A 21,331-nucleotide genomic window follows, 5' to 3' on the forward strand; every position below is an offset into this window, starting at 1 on the left:
CTTTGCGTGGATGTTTCCTTTATAAAATATTTATAAATCCTTTTTTTTATCATTCATGTCTTTCTGTTTTTGAGTTATGTCTGTGGGGGCTGTGGGGTAGGCGATTGTGGCTGTTTTCAATAGGTGGAAGGGGGTGGGTATATAGTGCTGAATCAGTTTTTTTAATATTGGTAAAGTTTAGTTGTGAGGGATGTTTAGTGAGTTAGTAAGTTTTCTGATTGTACAGATTCAATAGAAAGGAAGGATTAATGTTGGAAAAAATAATCTATAGGCAGGCTTTAAGGGGTGTTATTGGTATATTTTGGGTTTTGGTGAGTTGGCAGGTGCAAGCTCTCACGTGCCCACAATTGGAGGATGTTTCACTGCCGCCAAAGTGTGGCTCTGAGGAACTGGAAAGCTGTAATGTCGCGGCGCAAAACATAATTCCAGCCGCAGCATGTGCAATTTTTGAAGTATCTCCTGCGGCTAATGATGCAACGCTAGTCCTACGTTTTACGACTTTAATCACAAATTCTTGGTATGATGCAACAGCGCCATATCACCCTACCGCGAAAGGAGTTTACTCGGATATTGCAAGGCTGCCACAGCCAGTCGACAACATCGAATTAAATATTGCACTTTCTTATGCCTCTCATAAGGTGTTAAGTGGATTGTTTCCACACTTAGTGCCGGAGTGGGATAATCTATTAGTTGAATTAGGTTTAGACCCTAACAACCTTTCGGAGGATACCAGTACCCCGGTTGGTGTAGGAAACTATGCCGGTAGAAAGGTACTGGAAGGGCGGGCTAACGATGGCATGAATCAACTGGGGAATGAGGGTGATCAGCTCTATCATCGTTTACCTTATGCGGACTATACTGACTTCAAGCCTGCCAATACCGCGTATAAATTACTATTTCCCTCCCTGTGGCAGCCAGCTATCTTAATGGAGCGCCCTGGTGTATTTCGAGTCCAGCAATTCGTTACACCGCAAATCGCGCTGACCACCCCATACAGTTATGAGTCTCCAGAAGAATTTACCTCGCCAATACCGATAAAATCTCAGATTTGGAATTACCCAAATTATGTGGCGCAAGTCAATGATGTGCTGGCTACATCCGCTAATTTGACCGATGAGCAAAAAATGAAAGCCGAGCTGTTTGATATGAAGATATTCAGCTTAGGCTTTGCTGCGGTATTTGCTTCGGAATCTCAGGGTTTGTCGCTGATGGAGTTCATTCACTATGACTTCCTTACTAATATGGCTGCCTTTGATACCGCCATTGCAATTTGGAAGGAAAAGCGTCGCCATAATTCCGTAAGGCCTTTCTCTGCGGTTCGCTATATCTATAAGGATAACCCTGTTACTGCTTGGGGGGGCGTTGGAATGGGGACGGTGGATGATTTACCGGCTAGTCAATGGACTAGCTACTTACCGGTTGCTGATCATCCAGAGTATCCGTCGGCATCTGCCAGCTTTTGTGCGGCACATGCAGAAACAAGCCGTTTATTTTTGCCCCAAGAGGATGCTTTAGGATATACCGTACTCGCGCCGGCAGGAAGCTCTCAGATTGAGCCGGGTATAACACCGCAAGTTGATTTGTCTTTGACTTTCCCTACTTGGACTGCATTTGAGGAGGACTGTGGCAATAGTCGCGTTTGGGGCGGTGTACATTTTGAACCTTCAGTACCGGCAGGCCGGGCAATAGGTCATCAAGTTGCACAGCGTGCCTATCAATTCTATCTCTCAAAAGTAGAGGGCAACTAGCGAAGGTAAATGGGGTGGAAGATAACCTTATTAATCTGTGTGGTAGAGTGCTTTTATCTTCCATCTTATTTTTCTCTAGGCGATCTCTGAAAGCCCCTGGGCCTTTAAAATCCGCAGGGGCATTACGAAATTATCCAAATTGCGACGGCACTGTAAGACAGGGTATTACGTGGTTGTTCAGAACTCCCGCCGCAAGCTCAATGAATCTCTGCAATACTGACGGGAGTTTTGCTGAAGCTGCTGTAGTTAGAGAGCTAATACTTCCTGCTTGGGATGGATTTAGGACTCCAACTTTTCTGCTATACGTTTTAGGACAGATAGGGCTACTTTGAGGTCTTTGTGGCCGATATCGTTCGAATTGTAAGTTGCCCACTCTGTTTGTTTTTGATCAAGTTTTGAATATATGGCTTTGCCATGATCTGAAAGCTCCACCAGCTTTGCGCGTTTGTGCTCAGGATTTGAGCGAAAGAGTACCAGGTTGTCTTTGTGCATGGTATCAACTAGCCGCTGAACAGCTTGGCGTGTTAACCCCATACTTCTAGCTATTTGTGAGACGGTTTGCGCCTCTCCAGCCAGGAAGATGGCGCCAAGTACTTTCCATCGGGCACTTGTAATACCAAATTCGGAGCCCATTTCATCTCCTTCGCTAACGAGCAGCCCCCCAACCTTGAAAACCTCTAAAACGATATCTGTGAATATTGGGCCTTTCTGTGACTCATTCATAGTAGCACCTAAAACATAATGACAGCATGTTGACAATCCTGGTGTTGCGGATAATAATGACAGCATGTTACCAATCTAAATCAAAGGAGGATAGGATGAGGACGCTATCCATTTTCCATCGGGTTTTTGCCACGATAGCGATGCTTTTGATCACATCTTTTCTTGCAGCAACCGTTGTTAGTGAGTTCATAGGCTCAATAGAATCGATTCTTTTAGTCAAAAAGATGATTTTGTGGCCGGGGCTTATTGTTCTGGTGCCGGCGATAGCGATCACTGGAGCTACCGGTTCCTTGTTAAGTAGAGGACGGGTAGGCGATCAGGTTTCACTTAAAAGTAAAAGGATGCGCATAGTTGCGATTAATGGCCTTATATTTTTAATTCCCTGCGCCTTTATACTTGAATATTGGAGTTCTGCTGGATTTTTTGACTTTAAGTTTTACCTGGTGCAAGGGCTGGAATTATTAATTGGCGCTACAAATCTTGGTTTAATGCTGCTAAATTTCCGCGACGGTCTTATTTTGCGAGGGGGATTGAATTCACTAAAGCCGATCAAAAACTAACCTTGCCAAGGTAAGGGAAGTTTATTTTTTTGCAATATTTGCTGCTTGTTTAGGGGGTGCCTTGTGCCGGTGTAATCTAACTATTGTAATAGAGGGGTACCCTGGCGTTGAATGTAGTTCTGGAGCTTATCTATAAATACTTTCGCTTTATCGATACTTTGTGTTTGCTGGGTTGTAATCTTTTCTCTCACGGGGCTTACTGTAGGCTAGCAAATTGATTTTTCATAAAGGTCAATTTAGAGAGTTTTATGTTGCGGTCTTACCAGAATGATTAATGTAAAGAGAGTGGGTTTAGGGATATTGGTAGTTTCATCCGTTCTAATGGGGTGCTCTGTTACCGAGAATAGAACGGATATGGCTAGCGGGGCAGCAGTTGATGATTCTGCATTGCTCCAGCAGTTAGCAGATCAATATGCTGAGGCTTATTTAGACAACTTTCAGCCGTATGCTTACTTCTCAGATATGCAGTTGGAGAGGCACAATCTTTTCTTAAATAATACCCCGGGGAGTTCTGCTTTTTTAGCGGCATCTGAGGACAAAATACTCAAAAAACTGGCTGAAATAGACCTTAACGGATTAAAAAACGACCAAGAAAAGGTATTTTACTTCAAGCTGAAAGAGAGGTTGGAGTCGAATGTTGGTTTGCGAATCTGCAAGAGTGAGCTGTGGTCAGTTGACCATATGTTCGGTCCCCATATCATACTCGGGTTTTTAACTGAGGTTCAGCCTGTTGAAACTGACCAAGACAAAGCCGATGCGATTGAGCGCTGGTTGGATGCGGCTCGTTACTATGAGCAGGAAATAGCTAATCTGAGCCGGGGCCTTGAGCAGGGTTACTCTGCACCTCAAAGTGTGGTGAAGCGAGTCATTCAGCAAGTTGAAGGCCTGACCCAGGTACCCATTGATGAGCACCCTTTCCTGGGCCTGGCGAAAAAGGCCGAAGATCCAGAATTCGAGGCTGCATTTAAACAGGTGCTTTCGGATCATGTTATCCCCTCAATGGAGAATTATAGGAATTTTCTCCAATCGACCTATTTACCTGGAGCGAGAAGCGAGCTGGGTATCCATGCGTTACCCAATGGTCGCGAGTGTTATATGGCCCAGTATCGTTCTTATACGACATTGCAGAGAACACCAGAAGAGGTCTTTGAACTTGGCTTAAGCACTGTAAACGCTAATAAGAGTGAAGTGGTTCGTTTAGGTAAGGAACTTTACCAGGTCGATTCCTATTCTGAGGCGGTGGCAAAGGCCAGTGAGGATAAAACTCAGAAATTTAATAGCGCTGATGAAATGCATCAGTTTTATGAGCGCTTGGTAGATAAATCCAGGGATTTAACCGTTGACTTCTTCCATGAAATGCCTTTGATCGAAATGGAAGTAAAAGCCATCCCTGAGCATGAACAGGGCTCAGGTCGCAGTGCACACTATATTCCGGGTACCAAGGAGCGCAAGGCAAGGTTTGGATATGATCCGATAACCTACCAGGATGAGTCTTACGCTTCTGCAGAGAAGGTTACTATCCATGAAGGGTACCCGGGCCATCATATGCAAATTGCTCTCGTACAGGAGCAGGAAAAGTTTCACAAAATAGAAGATGCTTTGTCTAACTCTGCTTTTGCTGAAGGTTGGGGCAGGTACTCTGAACATCTAGCGGAAGAGGCGGGAATGTATGACTATGGGTCAACCAAGATCCTAAGGAGAGCATGGCCTGCGCGAGGTATGGTCGCGGACACCGCAATGCATATACTCGGTTGGAGTGATGAAAAAGTTGCGGAATTTTTACAGGATTCAGGAGCTTCATTCGCCAAAGGCCCGAGGACGTTGATGGACCGAATGGCGGTTATGCCTGCCCAGCTGACTTCTTATGACTCCGGCGCTTTGGAAATTTTTGCCTTGCGCGAGCTAATGCAAAGTGAACTGGGCGAGGACTTCGACATCAAGGACTTCCATGAAATCATTCTGAGAAATGGCAATGTGCCTATGGCCATTTTGAGCGAGCAGGTAAGGGAGTTTATCGAAGAAAAAAAGCGGGGTTAATTTAAGTTAGGCCTCCAGATCTTTACTTACTCAGTCCCGTATTTATACGGGACTGAGTAATAGAGGCCCCTCTCTTTTATAAAGACTTTTACCTTGAACCATAAGCCGATACTAAATCCCCATTTGCCTGGAAGCTAAATCCCGCATAATTTCTTCAGATCCGCCACCAATCGCATTCACCCGCACTTCACGATATATACGCTCAACCCGGCTGCCGCGCATATAGCCTGCGCCACCCAACACCTGCATAGCCTCCCGAGCGCAGAACTCAAGGGTTTCTGTGGCTTGCACTTTGAGTAGGGCGATATCGGCTACTTTGAGCTGATGTTGTTGCTCTGCCCAGGCACAGAGGTCCAGATAGGCCTGGGTGGCATTGATGCGTTGAAGCATCTGGGCAAACTTATGCCGGATCACTTGGTGATTGGCCAGACGCTTGCCGAAAGTTTGGCGCTCCTGAGCCCACTCAATGGCATCCTGCAAACAGGCCCGGCTGAATTCTACACAGGAAGCGGCAATGCCCAGGCGCTCGCGATTGAAGTTGTGCACTATGGGCAAGAAACCTTGGTTCTCACCGCCGATCAGATTACTCGCGGGCACGCGCACTTGATCAAAAAAGATACTGGCCGTATCAGAGCACCACCAGCCCTGTTTTTTATCGAGTAGCTGCCGGTTGACTCCTTCGGCATCCGCAGGAATTAGGAGTAGGGAGATACCGCCGAAGCCCTCATCGCCAGTGCGTACCGCAGTGGTAAACCAGTTGGCACGCATACCGCCGGTGATATAGGTCTTTTCGCCGCTGACGATATATTCGTCCCCATCGCGCACTGCGCGGCATTGAATATTGGCGACATCGGAGCCTGCGCCTGGCTCGGTAACTGCCAGGGAGATATGTTTGTCGCCGCGCAGTACGGCGGGAATCACCCGATCCTTAAGCGCCTCACTGCCATAGTGCAACAGAGGGGGCAGGGCAATGCCGTGGACCATCAGGCTGGCGTAGAGGCCACCGGCGCCGGGGCGAGCTAACTCCTCTGCGGCCACAATCATATGGAAAACGTCGGTTTCGATGCCGCCGTAGTTTTCCGGGTAGCTCATCTGTAAAAGACCGACTTCTGCTGCTTTTTTCCACAGCTCTGCGGGCAGTTGGCCCGCCTCGTCCCACTGGGTGATATGGGGGGTAATTTCGCGCTCGACAAAGCGGCGCAGCTGGCTGCGCCACTCCTGATGGCCTGCGTCGTAATAGGGGCTTGCCATGCGGGAGGCATCAATATCGTACATGCTGAACTCCTTTAGGAAATAGCGCCACTGGGGATTTTGACCGTTTCACCGGGGGCAGCTTCAATTTGTACCAGTAACTGGCCGCCGCGCACCTGATCGCCTTCGCAGGCGCCCAGTTTAATCACGGTGCCATCGCGGTCTGCACGCAGGGCGTGCTCCATTTTCATGGCCTCCATTAAGGCGATAGTATCGCCCCGTTGCACCTCCTGCCTGGGCTCTACCAATACCTGCACCAGACAGCCATCCATCGGAGCGGTAATCCGGCCACTACCTTGACTGAGGCTCGATTTGGCTGGGGCATGGGTGATGTCCACAAAATGGAACTGCCTGCCGCTTAACAGGAGGTGCAAATTGTTCCTGTCAGCCAGGAAGGTTCTCTTTTGTCTAACGCCATCTATTAAGAGTTCAGCGCTACAGAGCTCGCCTGCCTCTTGTGGTTTTTTGAAATTGCGCCACTGAATTTGGAACTGCCGTTTGTCCACACTGATTTGATAGCGATTCTCCCCTAACGCCAGCAGTGCGCAGTCCAGCGTTTGCCCGGAAATATCCAGCCGGTAATGAAGTGCAACGCTGTTATCTCCACTGCGCCAGTCACTGCGGCCATTGCGCTGATCCCGGGAGGGGATTTGGTACAGGTGATAGAGCAGTAGTGCTTGCGCGGCGATCTCAGCTGGAACCAATTGTGCTGAAGTCGGCAGGCGGTTTTGGTCGAGAAAACTGGTGTCGGCAGCGCCGGCGATAAACTGGGGTTCGGCGAGGATCTCTTGCAGAAAATGGATATTATTTTTCGGGCCGATAAATTCGAGCTGTGTCAGGGCTCTGGCGAGCTTGCGTCTAGCCTCTTCGCGATCCTGCCCCCAGGTAATTAATTTTCCGAGCATGGGGTCGTAAAACGGGGTAATTTCGCCCCCACTTTTTAGGGCGTGGTCAATGCGCACTCCCTGCCCCTTTGGCGCGCTCCAGTGAAGCACTTTTCCAGCCTGGGGTAGAAACTGTTGCTCCGGGTCTTCGGCGTACAGGCGGACTTCTATGGCGTGCCCCTGCTGAGTGACCTGCGCTTGGGAGACGGGAAGGGCTTCGCCACGGGCGACGGCCAGCTGCCAGGCAACCAGGTCAAACCCGCTTACCATTTCGGTTACCGGGTGTTCTACCTGCAATCGGGTATTCATTTCCAGGAAATAGAATTCACCGCTGGGACAGAGCAGGAACTCTACCGTGCCCGCGCCCTGATAACCGCAGGCGCGGGCCACCGTGACGGCGGCTTGGCCCATCTCCTCCCGCAGTTGAGCGTCTACTGCGGGCGATGGACACTCTTCGACCACTTTTTGGTGGCGTCTCTGCACGGAGCAATCCCGCTCACCCAAGTGAATACAGTTGCCGTGGCTATCTGCAAAGACCTGAATTTCGATATGGCGGGCGTTGACCAGCGCTTTTTCCAGAATTAATTCGTCACTGCCGAAAGCGCTCATGGATTCACTGCGTGCAGCGCGCAACTGGGAGGTCAGCTCGGCATCTCCGTGAGCCAGGCGCATACCGCGCCCACCACCGCCGGCGGCAGCTTTGATCATCAGGGGAAAGCCGATGCGCTGTGCTGCGGCGATCAGGGTGTCGTCGTCCTGGGCGCCCTGAAAGCCGGGAATACAGGCTACACCGGCGGCGGCGACAAATTCCTTGGCTTTGCGTTTGTTACCCATCAGCTCTATGACTTCTGCGCTGGGGCCGATAAAACGCAATCCGCTCTCTTCGCAAGCGCTGGCGAACTGGGCGTTCTCTGCGAGGAAACCGTAACCGGGATGAACGGCGGTGGCTACAGATTGCTTAGCTGCGTCGAGAATTTTTTGGATATCCAGATAGGACTCCGCCGAAGTTTGTCCGCCAATGGCCACGGCGATATCGGCGCTCTGCGCGTGTAGTGCATCGCGGTCTGCCTCACTGTAGACGGCGACGGTGCGGTAGCCCTCTGCCTGGGCGGTGCGCATAATTCGCAGTGCAATTTCGCTGCGGTTGGCGATAAGCAGGGTCTCTGTTGTCGACATCAGTGCTGCCACTCCGGTGATCGTTTTTCCAAAAATGCCCGAGCGCCTTCGCGCCCCTCATGCCCCTGAATGGCGCGGGAAAACTGCTGTGCAGCACCGTCCAGCAGTTGGTCCAGGGCCGTTTCGTCCGCGACTCGCGCCGCATCCAACAGGATTTGTTTTGTGATGGCGAGGGCGCCGGGGGCACAGGCATTGATCGCGCCCAGGTGCTCCTGGAGTGCGCCGTCGAGGGCTTCGGGGCCATCGAGCAATTGGTGGATCAAGCCGAGTTCCAGGGCCTGTTGCGCATTGACCTTGGCGCCACTGAGCGCGAGGCGCCGGGCCTGGGAGAGGCCGACCCGCGCCACGACAAAGGGGGCAATTTGTGCCGGGGGCAAACCCAGGCGGGTTTCCGGTAGGGCAAAGCGACAGCTGTGATCGGCGATGGCGATATCGGCGCTACAGGCGAGTCCGAAACCGCCGCCCATTACCGCGCCTTCCAGTACGGCGATAACGATGAGCGGGGTGCGATTAAATCGCTGCATTAATTCGCCAAAACGGCGGTTGAGGTGAAAGAATGCATCGCTGTTGCCATCGCCCGCGCTCTGCTGCGCGCTGAGCATATCGGCAATATCGCCACCGGCGCAGAAGTTGTGTTCTGCGCCGCGCAGCACGAGCGCTCGCACCTGTGGGTCCTGCTCCGCTTCCGCGAGTTTTTGTAGAAGTTCATCTACCATTTGCAGACTGATGGCGTTGCGCTGCTGGGGGCGATTTAAGGTGAGGTGGCGGGCAATGCCGATGGTCTTATCAATAATTATCTGCATGGCCTGACCTCACGCCTTGGGCTTGCGTTTGCTGGGCAGTATGCCCATCAGCTTGCAGATAATGCCGAGCATCACTTCATCTGCACCGCCGCCGATCGCGGTGAGACGACTGTCGCGGTAGGCGCGGTTGATTACGGTTTCCTCGATATAGCCCATGCCCCCCCAGAACTGTAGGCACTGGTCTGGAATAGAGCGGGACAGGCGGCCGGCCTTGAGTTTGGCCATAGAGGCGAGGGTGGTGACATCTTCACCGGCCACATAGGCCTCCACTGCACGCCAAGTTAATGAGCGCAGGCATTCCACTTCGGTCTGCATTTCCGCGAGGGCAAAATGGATAGTTTGGTTGTCGAGCAGCGGCGCTTTAAAGGCGTGGCGCTCGCGCACATAGTCGATGGTGCTGCTTACACAGTTTTCCAGGCCTTTCAGGTTCAGTGCGGCACCGGCGAGGCGCTCCTCCTGGAATTGCAGCATCTGTAATAGGAAGCCGGCACCTTCGTCGCCGATGCGGAAATGTTTTGGCACCCGTACATCGTCAAAAAAGATGGGAGCGGTTTCCGATGAGCGCATGCCCATCTTGTCGAGCTTTTCACCGATGCGCAGCCCGGGGGTTTTTGCCGGAATAATTACCAGGGATTTGTTGCTGTGGGATTTGCCCTCGCTGGTATTAACCAGAGTGCAGAAAAAGTCTGCGCTGGGGGCGTTGGTGATCCACATTTTGCTGCCGTTGATCACATAGTCATCGCCGTCGCTTTTGGCCGTGGTCTTAATTGAAGCGACATCGGAGCCGGCGCCCGGTTCCGATACGGCAATCGCACCGATCATCTCTCCGCTGACGGCGGGAATCAGAAACTGCTGTTTGAGATCCTGGCTGCCGAAATTGGCTAGGGCAGGGGTGCACATAGAAGTTTGCACTGAGATCGACAGGGGCACACCGCCGCAGTGGGCAGCGCCCAACTCCTCAAGGAAAATCGCTTCATAACTAAAGTCGAGGCCGAGACCGCCGAAATCTGTGGACTTACTGATGCCGAGTAGGCCGAGACCAGCCAGTTGTTGGAATATTTCGCGGGTAGGAAAACGGCCGGCCTTTTCCCATTCTGCCACATTGGGGTTAATTTCCTGCTGTACAAAGTTTTGTACGGTGCGCTGCAACTCCCGGTGTTGATCACTCAAAATCATTATTATCTTCCCTACCGTAAATTGTGGACCCGGTGATTGTGCAAATGGGCAGCCGCACCTCCTTGCTACCCAGGCTTTTGCTCTAAAACCTCGCTACGCCGAAGGTGTTTTTGTTCAATTTTCTCTGCTCTGCCTCGCTGCAAATTTCCAGCAGCATACCCAAGAGTTTGCGTGTGTCGCGGGGATCAATAATGCCGTCATCCCACAGACGGGCACTGCAAGCGAGAGCGTCGGAACTGCCCTGCATAAAGGCGCTGGTATCGTTTTCCAACTTGTCTAGTACCGCTTCATCGACACTGCCGCTGCGCTGCATTTTTTGTTCGGTGACGATGCGCATAACTTTGCCGGCCTGGGCTGCGCCCATAACTGCGGTGCGGGAATTGGGCCAGGCAAAAATAAAACGGGGGTCGAATCCGCGCCCACACATGGCGTAGTTGCCGGCGCCGTAGGAACCGCCCACAACAATACTGAGTTTTGGCACGCTGGCGTTGGCCACGGCCTGAATCATTTTGGCCCCGTGTTTGATAATGCCGCTGCGCTCTACCTCGGTGCCCACCATAAACCCGGTGGTGTTGTGTAAAAACAATAGGGGCGTGCCACTCTGTTCGCACAGCTGGATAAATTGTGCGGCCTTGTTGGCGCCCTTGGGGGTGATGGGGCCGTTATTGCCGATAATGCCCAGGGGGAAGCCTTCTATACGGATATGGCCGCACACGGTTTGCCGGTCGAATTCCGGTTTGAAGTCCAGCATGGCGGAGCCGTCGGCAATACGCGCGAGAATTTCGCGCACGTCGTAAGGCTTTTTACTGTCTGCGGGTATTAGGCCGAGCAGGTCGCTAATCGGGTGTAGCGGGTCCTGGTAATCTTCTTTTACCGTGCTTTTTATGGGGGAGGGCAGGGCGGCGACAATCTCTCTTGCTATGCGAATACCGTCGGCATCGTTCTCCGCCAGATAATCGCCACTGCCGGACTCGGCGCAGTGCATGGTTGCTCCGCCGAGGCTCTCTTCATCGGCAACTTCACCGGTGGCCGCTTTTAGCAAGGGAGGACCGGCCAGGTACATACCGGTTTGCCCGCGCACCATAACCACATAATCCGACAGGCCCGGCTGATAGGCGCCGCCGGCGGTAGCGCCGCCATGTACCACGGTAATCTGTGGAATACCGGCGGCAGACATGCGCGCCTGGTTGGCAAAACCGCGCCCGCCGGGGGCGAAAGTATCGCTGGCATACATCAGATTGGCGCCGCCACTCTGTGCCAGGGCCACTACCGGCAGGTTGTTTTCCAGCGCGATCTGCTGCATACGCAGGGCCTTATCCATGCCGGCGGGAGAGATGGTTCCGCCTTTCACGGCATAGTTATCCACTCGCACCATACAGCGCCGCCCGCTGATCTGGCCGATACCACAAATACCACCGCCACCGGCGCCGCTACCATCCTGGTCGTCAAAAAGTTTATAGCCGGCGAGGGCGCACAACTCGATAAAAGGGGCGCCGGGATCGAGGAGTAAATTGAGGCGCTCCCGTGGCAGCAGCCAGCCCCGTTTACGGTAGCGGGTGGTCTTACTTTTCTCCGCCTGTAGCGGACACTGCTCGGCCGCGCGAAATTGGTTGATCTGCTCCAACATAGCAGCTTTGTTGTCATTGAATTCTGCCGAGCGGTTGTCGAGCTGGGAATCAATCGGCTGCATCAGAGCTTGCCCTCCGCTTCCAGTTCTTCCACCACCTGGGGGCGGCGTTTGCGGTGGAATCCGTTAAAGCGTCTGGTGTTGCGGGCGACCTGTGGTTGCCACAGGGGCGAGTGATGCTTGAGGCTGGAGCCACCGTCGATCCGCAGGGTCTGCCCGGTGATATAGCTGGCCACATCGGACAGAAGGAAGCACACGGCGCCACTGATTTCGGCTTCTTCACCGAGCCGATAGAGGGGGATACTGTCGCGGAAGCCCGGCAGCAGCTCGCGCAGGAATTCGGGATCGTAGGTGTCGAAACCGCTGGAGAGGATATAGCCGGGCGCTACAGCGTTTACTCGAACGCCAAAAGGCGCCCACTCCAATGCGGCGGTTTCGCTAATATTTTCCATACCTGCGCGGGCGGCACCGGAGTGCCCCATCATCGGCATACCGCCGGCATTATCTGCGGTGATATTCACGATGCTGCCGCCGTGCTGCTTCATCGACTGCACAAAGACCTCGCGGGACATTAAGAAACCACCCAGCAGATTGCTGCGCACGACGGCAGAGAAGCCTTTGGCATTGATTTGCTCCAGAGGCGAGGGAAATTGGCCGCCGGCGTTATTTACCAATCCGTGAACTTGGCCCTGAGCCTGAATAATTTGCGCAACGGTTTCCTGTACCGCCGCTTCATCGCGAATATCCAGACTGAACAGGCTGCACTCGCCCCCGTCGCTATGAATCTCGCCGGCAACTCTCTCCAGCCGCTCTGTTTTGCGCCCAATCAAGACCACATGGGCGCCGAGGCTACTTAACTCGTGGGCGATACAGCGGCCGATACCACTGCCACCACCGGTCACAATATGGGTTTGTTCACTAAAGCTGCCGGGACGCAGCTGGCTTTGGTAGCGCATGAAAGTTTCCTTTTCCTGGGCTCGTGAGGCCTGTTCTTTATTCTTTTCGTTGGCGCTTGCGCCTGCGTGTGGGAAAACGCAGAATGGCTTAACGCTACCAAGCAAGCGCTTGGTATTCAATACTTGGCGCCTATTTGATTAAAAATTCCCTGGGCCGCTAAGATGTTGGATTCAAATTGATGAATAGGGGAGTGTTTTGTGGCTGAGAGTGGGCTGGTATTGGCGAGAGTCGCCGAAGAGTTAACGCCGCAGGAACTGATTAGCGCTCTGGTGGCGGAGGGTGTGCTGACCGATCCCGATTCGGCCCGTGGGCGTTTGCTCAATGCCGCTGCGCGCCTGTTCGAGCAGAAAGGGTTTGCGCGTACGACGGTGCGGGATCTGGCCGCTGAAGTGGGCATTTTGTCCGGTAGTATTTTTCACCACTTTTCCAGCAAGGAGCAGATCCTCTGTGAGGTTATGCGGGAGGTGACCATTTTTGCCGGTGCGCGAATGCGCACTGCCGCAGAGCGAAGCCGCTCACCCCAAGAGCGCTTAAGGGCTTGTATCCAGTGTGAACTGGAGGCAATTCACGGTTTGGCAGTACCGGGTTTTTCGATTCTGGTGGTTGAATGGCGCAGCCTTTCCGAGGACAGTCAGCAGGAAGTTTTGCGCTTGCGGGAAGAGTACGAGCAGATATGGCGGGATGCTATTGAAGCGGCCCAGTGCCCCGGTGGTGATCCGGCCCTGGTAAGACGCTTGCTGGTAGGTGCATTGAGTCACACATACAGTTGGTTTAAGCCGAGAGATAAGGGCCTATCCATTTCTGACTTGGCGGCGCGTATTCTGACGATATTTACCCCATAAATGTCGTCTAAATTGGCAAAGCGTGCCAGTAAAACTGTGAACTTTGCCTGCTTTCCTGCCAATTTTGTACTTTAACCGGCTGTGTGAGAACTGGTGCGCAACTGAATTTTTCTGGATCTTTTACTCTCCGCGCAAGATGCAATAAATGTGACAATTTATGTCACTTGGTGACAGGAGGGGAGATGGCTGGCCAGGATTTGTACCAGGTGGTTTCCACAGGAAGGACACTGCACGCCAAGGAGCCGGGTCCGGTGGTTCGGGATGTGGCGAAATTGTTCTCTATCTCGGAGCCTCAGGCGCGCAGACTGCTACTGAAAGGCTGGGTGATTAAAGACCAGCTGGCTTCTGATCAGGCGCTGGAGTTCCGTACCCGTTTGCAGAAAATGGGTTTGCGGGTGGAAGTCTGCCCGGCAGGACGATTTGATAATCGCGAGCTGATTGCCAAAATTAAGGTCGCTCAGCGGCGCAAGGCCCAGGTGAATGCGACTTCGGCAGCCGTCACTGAAAAATCCCGTATCGGCACAGATCCCTTTGTGGCCGCCGAGCAGCCCCCCTCTGCCGTGGGCAGATCCGGGGAAATAGGCCCAGTCACGGATTTATCTGCGGATAAGCTAGAGACCCCCTCTCATTCGCTGCATCAGTATTTATCGGCGGCCAGTCCCCTACAGATCGAGAGTGCCAGCAGTCAGGGCAGGGTTGCCTGGGGAGTGATCAAGGCGGCAGTTGTCCCGTCGCTATTTTTGTCGACGCTGTGCGCTTGTATTTTTTTCGCAGGTTATGGCCTCTGGCAAATCCCTTTGGCCGTATGGCAGGGGACCCTGACGGGCGTGGGGCTGGCGCTGAGTTTTTTATCCGTGCTTTCCGCCCTGTTTGTTGGCCTGTTACTGGCCTGGCCATTTTTCTGCTTTTCCCCCCGCCTGCGAGATCCATTGCCACCTCGGCAATTACTGCCCGCTGAGGGCGAGGATGTGCGGCAACTGATTGAGTTAATGGCAGATAAATTGGGATTGCCCAAGATCAGCCAGGTCTTTGTCGGTGCCGATGCCCAAATCGTGTCACAGCCGGGTTTTTTATCGGTACTTAGACAGCGTTTACCACTAACGCTGGGGCTTGCCAGCGTTGCCTCAATGGAGGGCAGAGAGGTTTTGGCGCTGGTGGCTAGAGGGCTCGCTTTTTATCGCGGCCGCTTGCAGGGCACGCTCGGCTGGTTGACTTACGGCGCTATGCAGCGACTGGAACTGATGCAGTGGGCATTTGAAAATGAACGCAGTGCTGTCAGCCCGGATAATGCCCCTGAGAGTTTGCTAAAGCCGTTTCACCGCATATTTGTGGCCAGCGGTTATATTTTACTGCCGATTCTCCAGCGCTTGGAGGCGCTGCATTGCCGGCTGACGGCGGGCAGTGCCGTATTGCTACAGGAGAGGGCCGATAGCGTCGCCGCGCAGGTGATCGGCAGCGACGCTCTGGCAGACTTTGCCAGAAAGTGGCACCGGCTTGTGCATGCAGACCTTTTGGTGACAGAGGTTAACCGGGAGGCTCAAGCCCTGGGGCGCAGCTGTATCAATATCCCCGATGCGGTGCGCTGGATGCAGGAGAACCTGGATGGGGATACCAGTGATGCGGTTGATGCCGCCATGGCGCAGGCGAGAGACCCCTGGGATATCCAGCAGGCTATCGATAGTGAGTGTGCCGCCGTCTTGATTGAGCGGGCGTTTACTGCCCAGATTGGATCAGCAGTGCCTTTGCAGCCTCTGTTCGCCGACTTTGACAGTTTGGCTATCTCTGTTACCGCTGGAAGAGTCGAGCAGGGCTGTGAGGTGGTCGAGAATCGCCTGTTACTCAGCGTGAGCAAGGAGTTAGAGGCATCTGCGGAGATGCTTGAAGGGTATTTCAACCGCTTGCCGCCCCCTGCGCTGATGCCATTGCGCAGGCCATCCTCTGCGGAAATGCAGGCAATGGACCTACAGGGCACTATCGACTGGCTGCGCAGTAAGCTGGTGGAGTTGCGCGATCTGCGCGGGCGCCGGGAGGATTTGCAAACCCGGATTTTTGCCATGCAGCTGGGCGCGGCCATGATACGCGGAAAAGTCCGCTTTAATGCCGATGATTTTTACTTGAAGGGCCCCAGCCTCGCCACTGCGCAAGAGCGGATTGCGACTGAACGCGCCGGGCTGGAGGAGGCTCAGCAGCAGCTACAGCAGATTTATAGCGTTTTCTATCAGCGCCTGTGCCTGGCACTGGTGACTATGCCGGTTGAGCAGCGCAAGAGGGCCAGAAATCAACTGCGCCATTTGGCCGCTTACGATAGCTTGGCTGCGCACCTGGAGCGGCTCGCTGGCTACAGCCACTCGCTGGCCATGTTGGCCCAGCATTTATCCCTTGAGTTGAATGAGAGAGAGCTGCTGCAGAAATATATGGCGCTGTCTGCGCGGGAGATGGATGCCATTGTTGCGGCGGTGGAGGCTTCACCGCTACTGCAAGAGCAGGGGCTGGGCGCAGTGCTGAATTTGAAGGTTCAGCGCGGGGCTTTCAAGCAGCTGCCGCACGGGCGCCAAGAGGTATTGAACGCCGTGCAAATCATGGAGTCCCACTGCAAACATGTTCGCGCAGCGATTCTCGAGCACTACCAGCTCCAACTTGCAGCCCTGCTTGGGCCGTGCCTGGAGAGGGAAGAGCAGTTGCAGTTAAATCCACTGCGACTGCTTAAGGCCGGCTAACCACCGGCCAGCTTTACGGTGTGATTACGTGATTCCAGGAAGGCTTTGATCTCTGTGCGCTTGTCGCCCTGAATCTCAATCACCCCCTCTTTGAGGGCGCCACCACAGCCGCAGCGTTTCTTCAGTTCTGCCAGAAGCAGTTTGAGTTCGCTGTCGGTACCGGGCAGCCCGCGAACACAGGTTACGCCTTTCCCTTTGCGCCCCTTGGTTTCTCTCTGGATGCGAACGATGCCATCGCCCTCGCGGCGCTGCTCGGCCTTGGGCTCTTCTTTGATGCGACCGCGATCGGTTGAATAGACGAGACGATGGTCCTTGGCCATGGCTGGGGTACTCCGTTGATGTTTAGTGGAAATTGCCGGCGATTGTGCCCGAGGTACGCAGGATGTCAAAGCTGCGCTTCGGGATATTGAAAATGGGGCGACCCCTGCTGCCTGAGAGGTTAGAATTTTGTCGCAAGATAAAACAGCAGCGTAGTCGAGGTGATATAGATGGCGTTGACAGGGCGTCGAAAACTGCTCAATGAAGTAATTTTCGGAACTGAGACCCGGGCGGGGCGGAATTTTGACGTTTTTTTGATCTGGGCGATCCTGATCAGTGTGGTCCTGGTGCTTGTGGCCTCCATTGGTTCAGTGCGCGATCGCTATGAACATGTGTTGATTGGCCTGGAGTGGATATTCACCGGCCTCTTCACCATCGAATATATCGCGCGGATATACTGCACGGTAAATCGCCGCAAATATATTTTCAGCTTCTATGGGATTGTGGACCTTCTCGCCATTCTGCCCAGCTATCTGGCTCTTCTCTATACCGGTGCCACCTATCTGCTGGTGATTCGCCTGTTGCGGGTGCTGCGGATCTTCCGAATTCTCAAGTTGGTGCGCTATTTGCGTGATGCCAATGTACTGTTGCGCTCCCTCGGCTTGGCCCGGCGCAAGATTCTGGTGTTTTACTCCGGTGTTTTGGTGATGTGTATCATTTTCGGCTCGCTGATGTTTGTGGTGGAGGGGCCGGACCATGGTTTTACCAGTATTCCCACCAGTGTGTATTGGGCCATTGTGACGATCACGACTGTCGGTTACGGCGATATTTCTCCGCAAACCCCTCTGGGGCAGGGGATTGCCGCTATGACAATGTTGATTGGTTACTCGATTATTGCGGTACCTACCGGCATTCTGACTGCCGAGTTGGCGGGGGAGATAAACCGGGAGCGCCTACAGCGGCGCTGCGATAACTGTAGCCGCAGTGCCCATGACCCGGATGCAGAATACTGCAAGTTCTGTGGGCACCGTCTGGAGGACCTCGAAAAGTCCGAGCTGTCCTAGGTTGGAGTCTGTCGCTGTCGGCCAAAGTTAAGGCGTCTCCGCATAATTTCGCAGTAGCTCTGTAGCTTTCAGGGCTCGCCCTGCGGGGTTTGCAGAGCTTCCTTGATCCGGCAGTTTTTCCTCAGCTTGACCTTACCACTCATCTGGGACGCGCACAGCAATGACCTCCGCTTTGGCACACAGGCGCCCATCGCTGGTGAGATTGCAGTGCAGAACGGTTTTTTTGGCGGATCGCTGTACGATGGTTGCTTCGAGAATGACCGGTTTATCGATAGCGGCCGGCGCCAGGTAGCTGATATCCAGTTTGCCCGTGGCGTACCAGACCTTATCGCCGGTGCCGACAGCGCGCCCGGCCTGTAGATAGCCGTCGGCAATGGCGGTACACACCGTATGGCAGTCGATCACGGTTGCGATAATACCGCCGTTTAAATATTGTGCAGGCCCGGCATTGTGGTGGCGGCTGGGAAGGAACTCGCAGCGGGTTTGATCCTTCTCGGTCCAGTAGCTTTTAATACGCAGACCCTGGTCGTTGTCCGGGCCGCAACCAAAGCAGTGGTTGCCCTGGATCTGATCTTGAATTGCGCTTTCCTGAGTCATATTTATCCCTCGTTATAAGCGCGCCATACTACCGATTTGCGCCGTGGAGTGGAAGAAACTACCCTTGCGGGCTTGCAACAGAATTACCCGAATTATCTGGACGTAAATACATGGAAATATACGGCTTTTGTGCCCCTGGTTTTGAGGCTCTTTACGATGCTTTCGCCAGAAATTTTCGCGAGTGCGGCGATACAGGAGCGGCCTTTGCCGTGCGCCAGCACGGAGAATTAATCTGTTCTTTATGGGCTGGAAGTGCAGATCGGGGGGCAGAGAGGCCATTTACCGAAGACACCTTGGCCAACGTATTCTCCTCCTCGAAAGGGGTTCTCGCAGTATTGGCGATGCAGCAGGTCGCGGCGGGCAAACTGGATTTGGATCGCCCGGTGGCTGATTACTGGCCTGAATTTGCTCCGGGCAAAGATGTTGTCACTGCACGCCAATTATTGTGTCACCGCAGTGGGCTCGTCGCTTTCCGCGAGCGGGTCAAAGACAGTTTGATTTACGACTGGCAGGGGGCCTGCGATCAGGTTGCCGGCAGTGAACCCTGGTGGGCGCCCGGTAGTGCCCAGGGCTATGCCCCATTTTTATACGGCTGGAGCCTGGGGGGATTAATTGAGCGGGTGGCGGAAAAACCACTATTGGAACTTTATCGGGAATTGTTAGCCAAACCCCTCAACCTTGACGGGGGATTTGGAGCAAACGGCCACCGCTCACAGAGAATTGCCGATGTGAGCCCGCTGAAACAGCCCCTGCCGGAACTGCGTGAAAATGCCATTGGCCGAGCGATTAAAGAAGATCGCAAAGGGCCTGTGGCGATGGCATTTAGCAACCCGGTGAGCCTGATGATGGGGACCAATAGCCCCGAGTGGCGCGGCGCTTTGATTCCTGCTGCCAATGGCCACTTTAGTGCGAGAGACCTGGCCGCCGTTTACGGCGATCTCTCCTGTGACGAGCCCACTATTTTATCCAAGCCCTGGATCGATGAGGCGACAAAGGAGCAGAGTTGCGGCCGCGATAAAGTCTTGCAGGCAGAGGTCAGCTTTGGTTGTGGCTTTATTCGCAGCAGCACTGCCGCAGATTTGCGTTTTGGCGGCAGCCGGGGCTTCGGGCATCCGGGAGCGGGTGGTAGCGTTGGCTTTGCCGACCCGGAGAAAGGCTTGGGGCTGGGGTATGTCACAACTCGGTTGGGGCAGAGCTTGTTTATGGATCGCCGCGCAGTCGGTTTGGTCGATGTTCTTTATGGGTTGTTGTAATGGCTGAAGAAATGCAGGCTCTGGTAGAGCGGATTGATGAGCTGGAGAGCCGTTTGGCCTTTCAGGAAGACACCATAAGCCAGTTGAATGATGTGATTGCTCGCCAGGATACGGATATTCGCACCCTGCTCGCGCATATGCGTGAGCTGGGGGAAAAGTATCGCACCATTGCCTTTGAGATGCAGGGGGGGGCTAAGCAACTGGATGAAAAACCACCGCACTACTAGCGCTGGAGCCCCATGGGGATTTCTGTAGATGTCCACAGCCGCTGGCGCACCAATAGGCCCTGCGGCTGGTTGTTGTCACTTGAGGACAGTTTTAGAAACAAAAGTATCTAAAAAAATTGCCTCAAGCGGGAAAGTACTATTGACAAACTTTTCCACATGCGTAGTTACTCAAAGTTGTCCCTAATGAAAGCGCTGTCCACTGCGCTATGACATCCGTGCCAATTTGCAACTTATTGATTTTTAATAAAAAACGGAAGAGTTTAAAAAATGTGCAAAACGCTGTAAGTAAGAGTTTACGCCGTCTGGCGCGGAGCCTTGCATATTAATACACAGTTTTATCCACAGAAGTTGTGGAAGACTGGGGGCTTGGATGTTTCTTGCTCGACAGCCTGCTCAATGTCAGCGCTTATTTGTCGATGAGTGCCAGGTAATGGGGACTAGTCAGTAGAACGAATAATTAATTCGACTTAATCTTAAGAAAAATTCATTGGGTCGGTTCAGTCGCCAGTCATCTAGCGTGCTGAATAATGCCGAGATTGCACAGCACCTGTGCAGCTCAAAGCCCATTACTTAAAAATGCGTTATATAGAGAGGCAGTAATGAAATATTGGGTAGCAGCCCTGGCACTGGGTTCAATGGTTGGTTGTACCACCCTAGACCCCTACACCGGTGAAAGTAAAACCAGCAATGCCGCCAAGGGGGCTGGAATTGGCGCTGTCACTGGAGCGATCATTGGCGTCGCGACTGCCAGCAAGAAAGACCGGAGTAAAGGCGCCCTGACAGGTGCCCTGGGTGGTGCGGCGATCGGTGGCGGTGTTGGCTACTATATGGATCGACAGGAAATGCTGTTGCGTCAGCGCCTGGAAGGCACCGGTGTGCGTGTCGAGCGCGAGGGTGACAATATCCGCTTGATTATGCCTGGCAATATTACTTTCGGTTCCAATCGCACCGATATTCGCACCGATTTCTATAGCACCCTGGAGTCGGTTATCGTTGTGTTGCAGGAGTTTGACCAAACGGCAATTCGAGTTAGCGGCCACACCGACAGCACCGGTTCCGATGTTTACAACCAGGGGCTGAGTGAGCAGCGCGCGAACTCTGTTGCCAGCTTCTTTAGCGGTCAAGGGGTTTCCGCCGGCCGTGTTCAGGCTGTGGGCTATGGCGAGCGCTATCCTATTGCCAGCAACGACTCCGAAGCTGGACGCCAGGCCAATCGCCGCGTTGAGCTGGAACTGCTGCCGATGTAATCACTGGCGACACAGCCTCTGAGCTGTGAGCGACAGGGCCCAGGGTCTTTGCCCTGGGTCAACTTCAGCGGTCTAAATTTAGGCCTCTCTATACTGCCCGAGCGGGTGCTACCAAGCTATTTATCGCTTCCAGACAGTCTTTTAACGCTTATTGCCTGCACGAAATTAGTCAAGGTGGTTGGGT

General features: G+C 53.5%; 18 protein-coding genes. 9 read left to right on the forward strand and 9 right to left on the reverse strand.

Going from position 1 to position 21,331, the window contains the following annotated elements; genetic code table 11:
* Positions 1 to 248: 248 nt before the first annotated feature.
* Complete coding sequence (locus tag ACJJIF_RS02665) at positions 249 to 1,748, forward strand: vanadium-dependent haloperoxidase (protein ID WP_444930698.1); 1,500 nt, start codon at positions 249 to 251, stop codon at positions 1,746 to 1,748.
* 279 nt (positions 1,749 to 2,027) lie between these two features.
* On the opposite strand, the gene ACJJIF_RS02670 is transcribed toward ACJJIF_RS02665, so the two are convergent.
* Positions 2,028 to 2,471, reverse strand: coding sequence for a MarR family winged helix-turn-helix transcriptional regulator (locus ACJJIF_RS02670; protein WP_444930699.1), 444 nt, complete (start codon positions 2,469 to 2,471; stop codon positions 2,028 to 2,030).
* 95 nt (positions 2,472 to 2,566) lie between these two features.
* Between ACJJIF_RS02670 and ACJJIF_RS02675 the strand changes: the two genes are divergently transcribed.
* Entirely contained in the window at positions 2,567 to 3,031 is a 465-nt protein-coding gene (locus tag ACJJIF_RS02675; protein ID WP_444930700.1) for a hypothetical protein, read from the forward strand.
* A gap of 267 nt (positions 3,032 to 3,298) precedes the next feature.
* Entirely contained in the window at positions 3,299 to 5,068 is a 1,770-nt protein-coding gene (locus ACJJIF_RS02680; RefSeq protein ID WP_444930701.1) for a DUF885 domain-containing protein, read from the forward strand.
* Positions 5,069 to 5,179: 111 nt separating this feature from the next.
* Here the strand turns inward: ACJJIF_RS02680 and ACJJIF_RS02685 are convergent, their stop codons facing one another.
* The 6 genes from ACJJIF_RS02685 to ACJJIF_RS02710 all read right to left on the reverse strand — a co-directional run bounded on the left by ACJJIF_RS02685 (position 5,180) and on the right by ACJJIF_RS02710 (position 12,941).
* Positions 5,180 to 6,343, reverse strand: a complete 1,164-nt coding sequence (locus tag ACJJIF_RS02685) for an acyl-CoA dehydrogenase family protein (RefSeq protein ID WP_444930702.1) — start codon at positions 6,341 to 6,343, stop codon at positions 5,180 to 5,182.
* A gap of 11 nt (positions 6,344 to 6,354) precedes the next feature.
* Complete coding sequence (locus tag ACJJIF_RS02690; protein ID WP_444930703.1) at positions 6,355 to 8,379, reverse strand: acetyl/propionyl/methylcrotonyl-CoA carboxylase subunit alpha; 2,025 nt, start codon at positions 8,377 to 8,379, stop codon at positions 6,355 to 6,357.
* The gene (locus tag ACJJIF_RS02695; protein WP_444930704.1) at positions 8,379 to 9,182 is read right to left on the reverse strand and encodes an enoyl-CoA hydratase/isomerase family protein; all 804 of its coding nucleotides are present in this window, start codon (positions 9,180 to 9,182) and stop codon (positions 8,379 to 8,381) included. The genes ACJJIF_RS02690 and ACJJIF_RS02695 overlap by 1 nt, the downstream gene beginning before the upstream one ends.
* 9 nt (positions 9,183 to 9,191) lie before the next feature.
* The gene (locus ACJJIF_RS02700; protein WP_444930705.1) at positions 9,192 to 10,358 is read right to left on the reverse strand and encodes an acyl-CoA dehydrogenase family protein; all 1,167 of its coding nucleotides are present in this window, start codon (positions 10,356 to 10,358) and stop codon (positions 9,192 to 9,194) included.
* 82 nt (positions 10,359 to 10,440) lie between these two features.
* Positions 10,441 to 12,048 carry an acyl-CoA carboxylase subunit beta gene (locus ACJJIF_RS02705; protein WP_444930706.1) on the reverse strand — a complete coding sequence of 536 codons (1,608 nt, stop codon included), beginning with the start codon at positions 12,046 to 12,048 and terminating at the stop codon, positions 10,441 to 10,443.
* Positions 12,048 to 12,941: an SDR family oxidoreductase gene (locus tag ACJJIF_RS02710; protein ID WP_444930707.1), complete on the reverse strand. Its 894-nt coding sequence runs from the start codon at positions 12,939 to 12,941 to the stop codon at positions 12,048 to 12,050. The genes ACJJIF_RS02705 and ACJJIF_RS02710 overlap by 1 nt, the downstream gene beginning before the upstream one ends.
* Before the next feature lie 198 nt (positions 12,942 to 13,139).
* Here ACJJIF_RS02710 and ACJJIF_RS02715 point away from each other — a divergent pair, with 198 nt between their 5' ends.
* Together ACJJIF_RS02715 and ACJJIF_RS02720 are read left to right on the forward strand one after the other, a co-directional pair.
* Positions 13,140 to 13,784, forward strand: a complete 645-nt coding sequence (locus tag ACJJIF_RS02715) for a TetR/AcrR family transcriptional regulator (RefSeq protein ID WP_444930708.1) — start codon at positions 13,140 to 13,142, stop codon at positions 13,782 to 13,784.
* Positions 13,785 to 13,966: 182 nt separating this feature from the next.
* Positions 13,967 to 16,501 (forward strand): hypothetical protein, encoded by a 2,535-nt coding sequence (locus tag ACJJIF_RS02720; protein ID WP_444930709.1) that lies wholly within the window; start codon positions 13,967 to 13,969, stop codon positions 16,499 to 16,501.
* Here ACJJIF_RS02720 and yciH read toward each other — a convergent pair.
* Positions 16,498 to 16,821: a stress response translation initiation inhibitor YciH gene (gene yciH / locus ACJJIF_RS02725; RefSeq protein WP_444930710.1), complete on the reverse strand. Its 324-nt coding sequence runs from the start codon at positions 16,819 to 16,821 to the stop codon at positions 16,498 to 16,500. The genes ACJJIF_RS02720 and yciH overlap by 4 nt on opposite strands.
* Positions 16,822 to 16,989: 168 nt before the next feature.
* Between yciH and ACJJIF_RS02730 the strand changes: the two genes are divergently transcribed.
* Positions 16,990 to 17,823, forward strand: coding sequence for an ion transporter (locus ACJJIF_RS02730; protein WP_444930711.1), 834 nt, complete (start codon positions 16,990 to 16,992; stop codon positions 17,821 to 17,823).
* A gap of 132 nt (positions 17,824 to 17,955) precedes the next feature.
* Here ACJJIF_RS02730 and ACJJIF_RS02735 read toward each other — a convergent pair whose 3' ends face one another.
* Complete coding sequence (locus ACJJIF_RS02735) at positions 17,956 to 18,420, reverse strand: PaaI family thioesterase (RefSeq protein ID WP_444930712.1); 465 nt, start codon at positions 18,418 to 18,420, stop codon at positions 17,956 to 17,958.
* A 110-nt stretch (positions 18,421 to 18,530) separates the two neighbouring features.
* Between ACJJIF_RS02735 and ACJJIF_RS02740 the strand changes: the two genes are divergently transcribed.
* From ACJJIF_RS02740 to ACJJIF_RS02750, 3 genes are all read left to right on the forward strand, one after another.
* Positions 18,531 to 19,673 (forward strand): serine hydrolase domain-containing protein, encoded by a 1,143-nt coding sequence (locus ACJJIF_RS02740; RefSeq protein WP_444930713.1) that lies wholly within the window; start codon positions 18,531 to 18,533, stop codon positions 19,671 to 19,673.
* Positions 19,673 to 19,900: a SlyX family protein gene (locus ACJJIF_RS02745; RefSeq protein WP_444930714.1), complete on the forward strand. Its 228-nt coding sequence runs from the start codon at positions 19,673 to 19,675 to the stop codon at positions 19,898 to 19,900. The genes ACJJIF_RS02740 and ACJJIF_RS02745 overlap by 1 nt, the downstream gene beginning before the upstream one ends.
* Positions 19,901 to 20,499: 599 nt before the next feature.
* A complete protein-coding gene (locus ACJJIF_RS02750; RefSeq protein WP_444930715.1) occupies positions 20,500 to 21,147 on the forward strand; it encodes a YiaD family glycine zipper/OmpA-like lipoprotein in 648 nt (215 codons plus the stop codon).
* Positions 21,148 to 21,331 lie beyond the last annotated feature (184 nt).

The sequence above is a fragment of the Microbulbifer regidiadema (SeqCode) genome, from assembly GCF_052467605.1.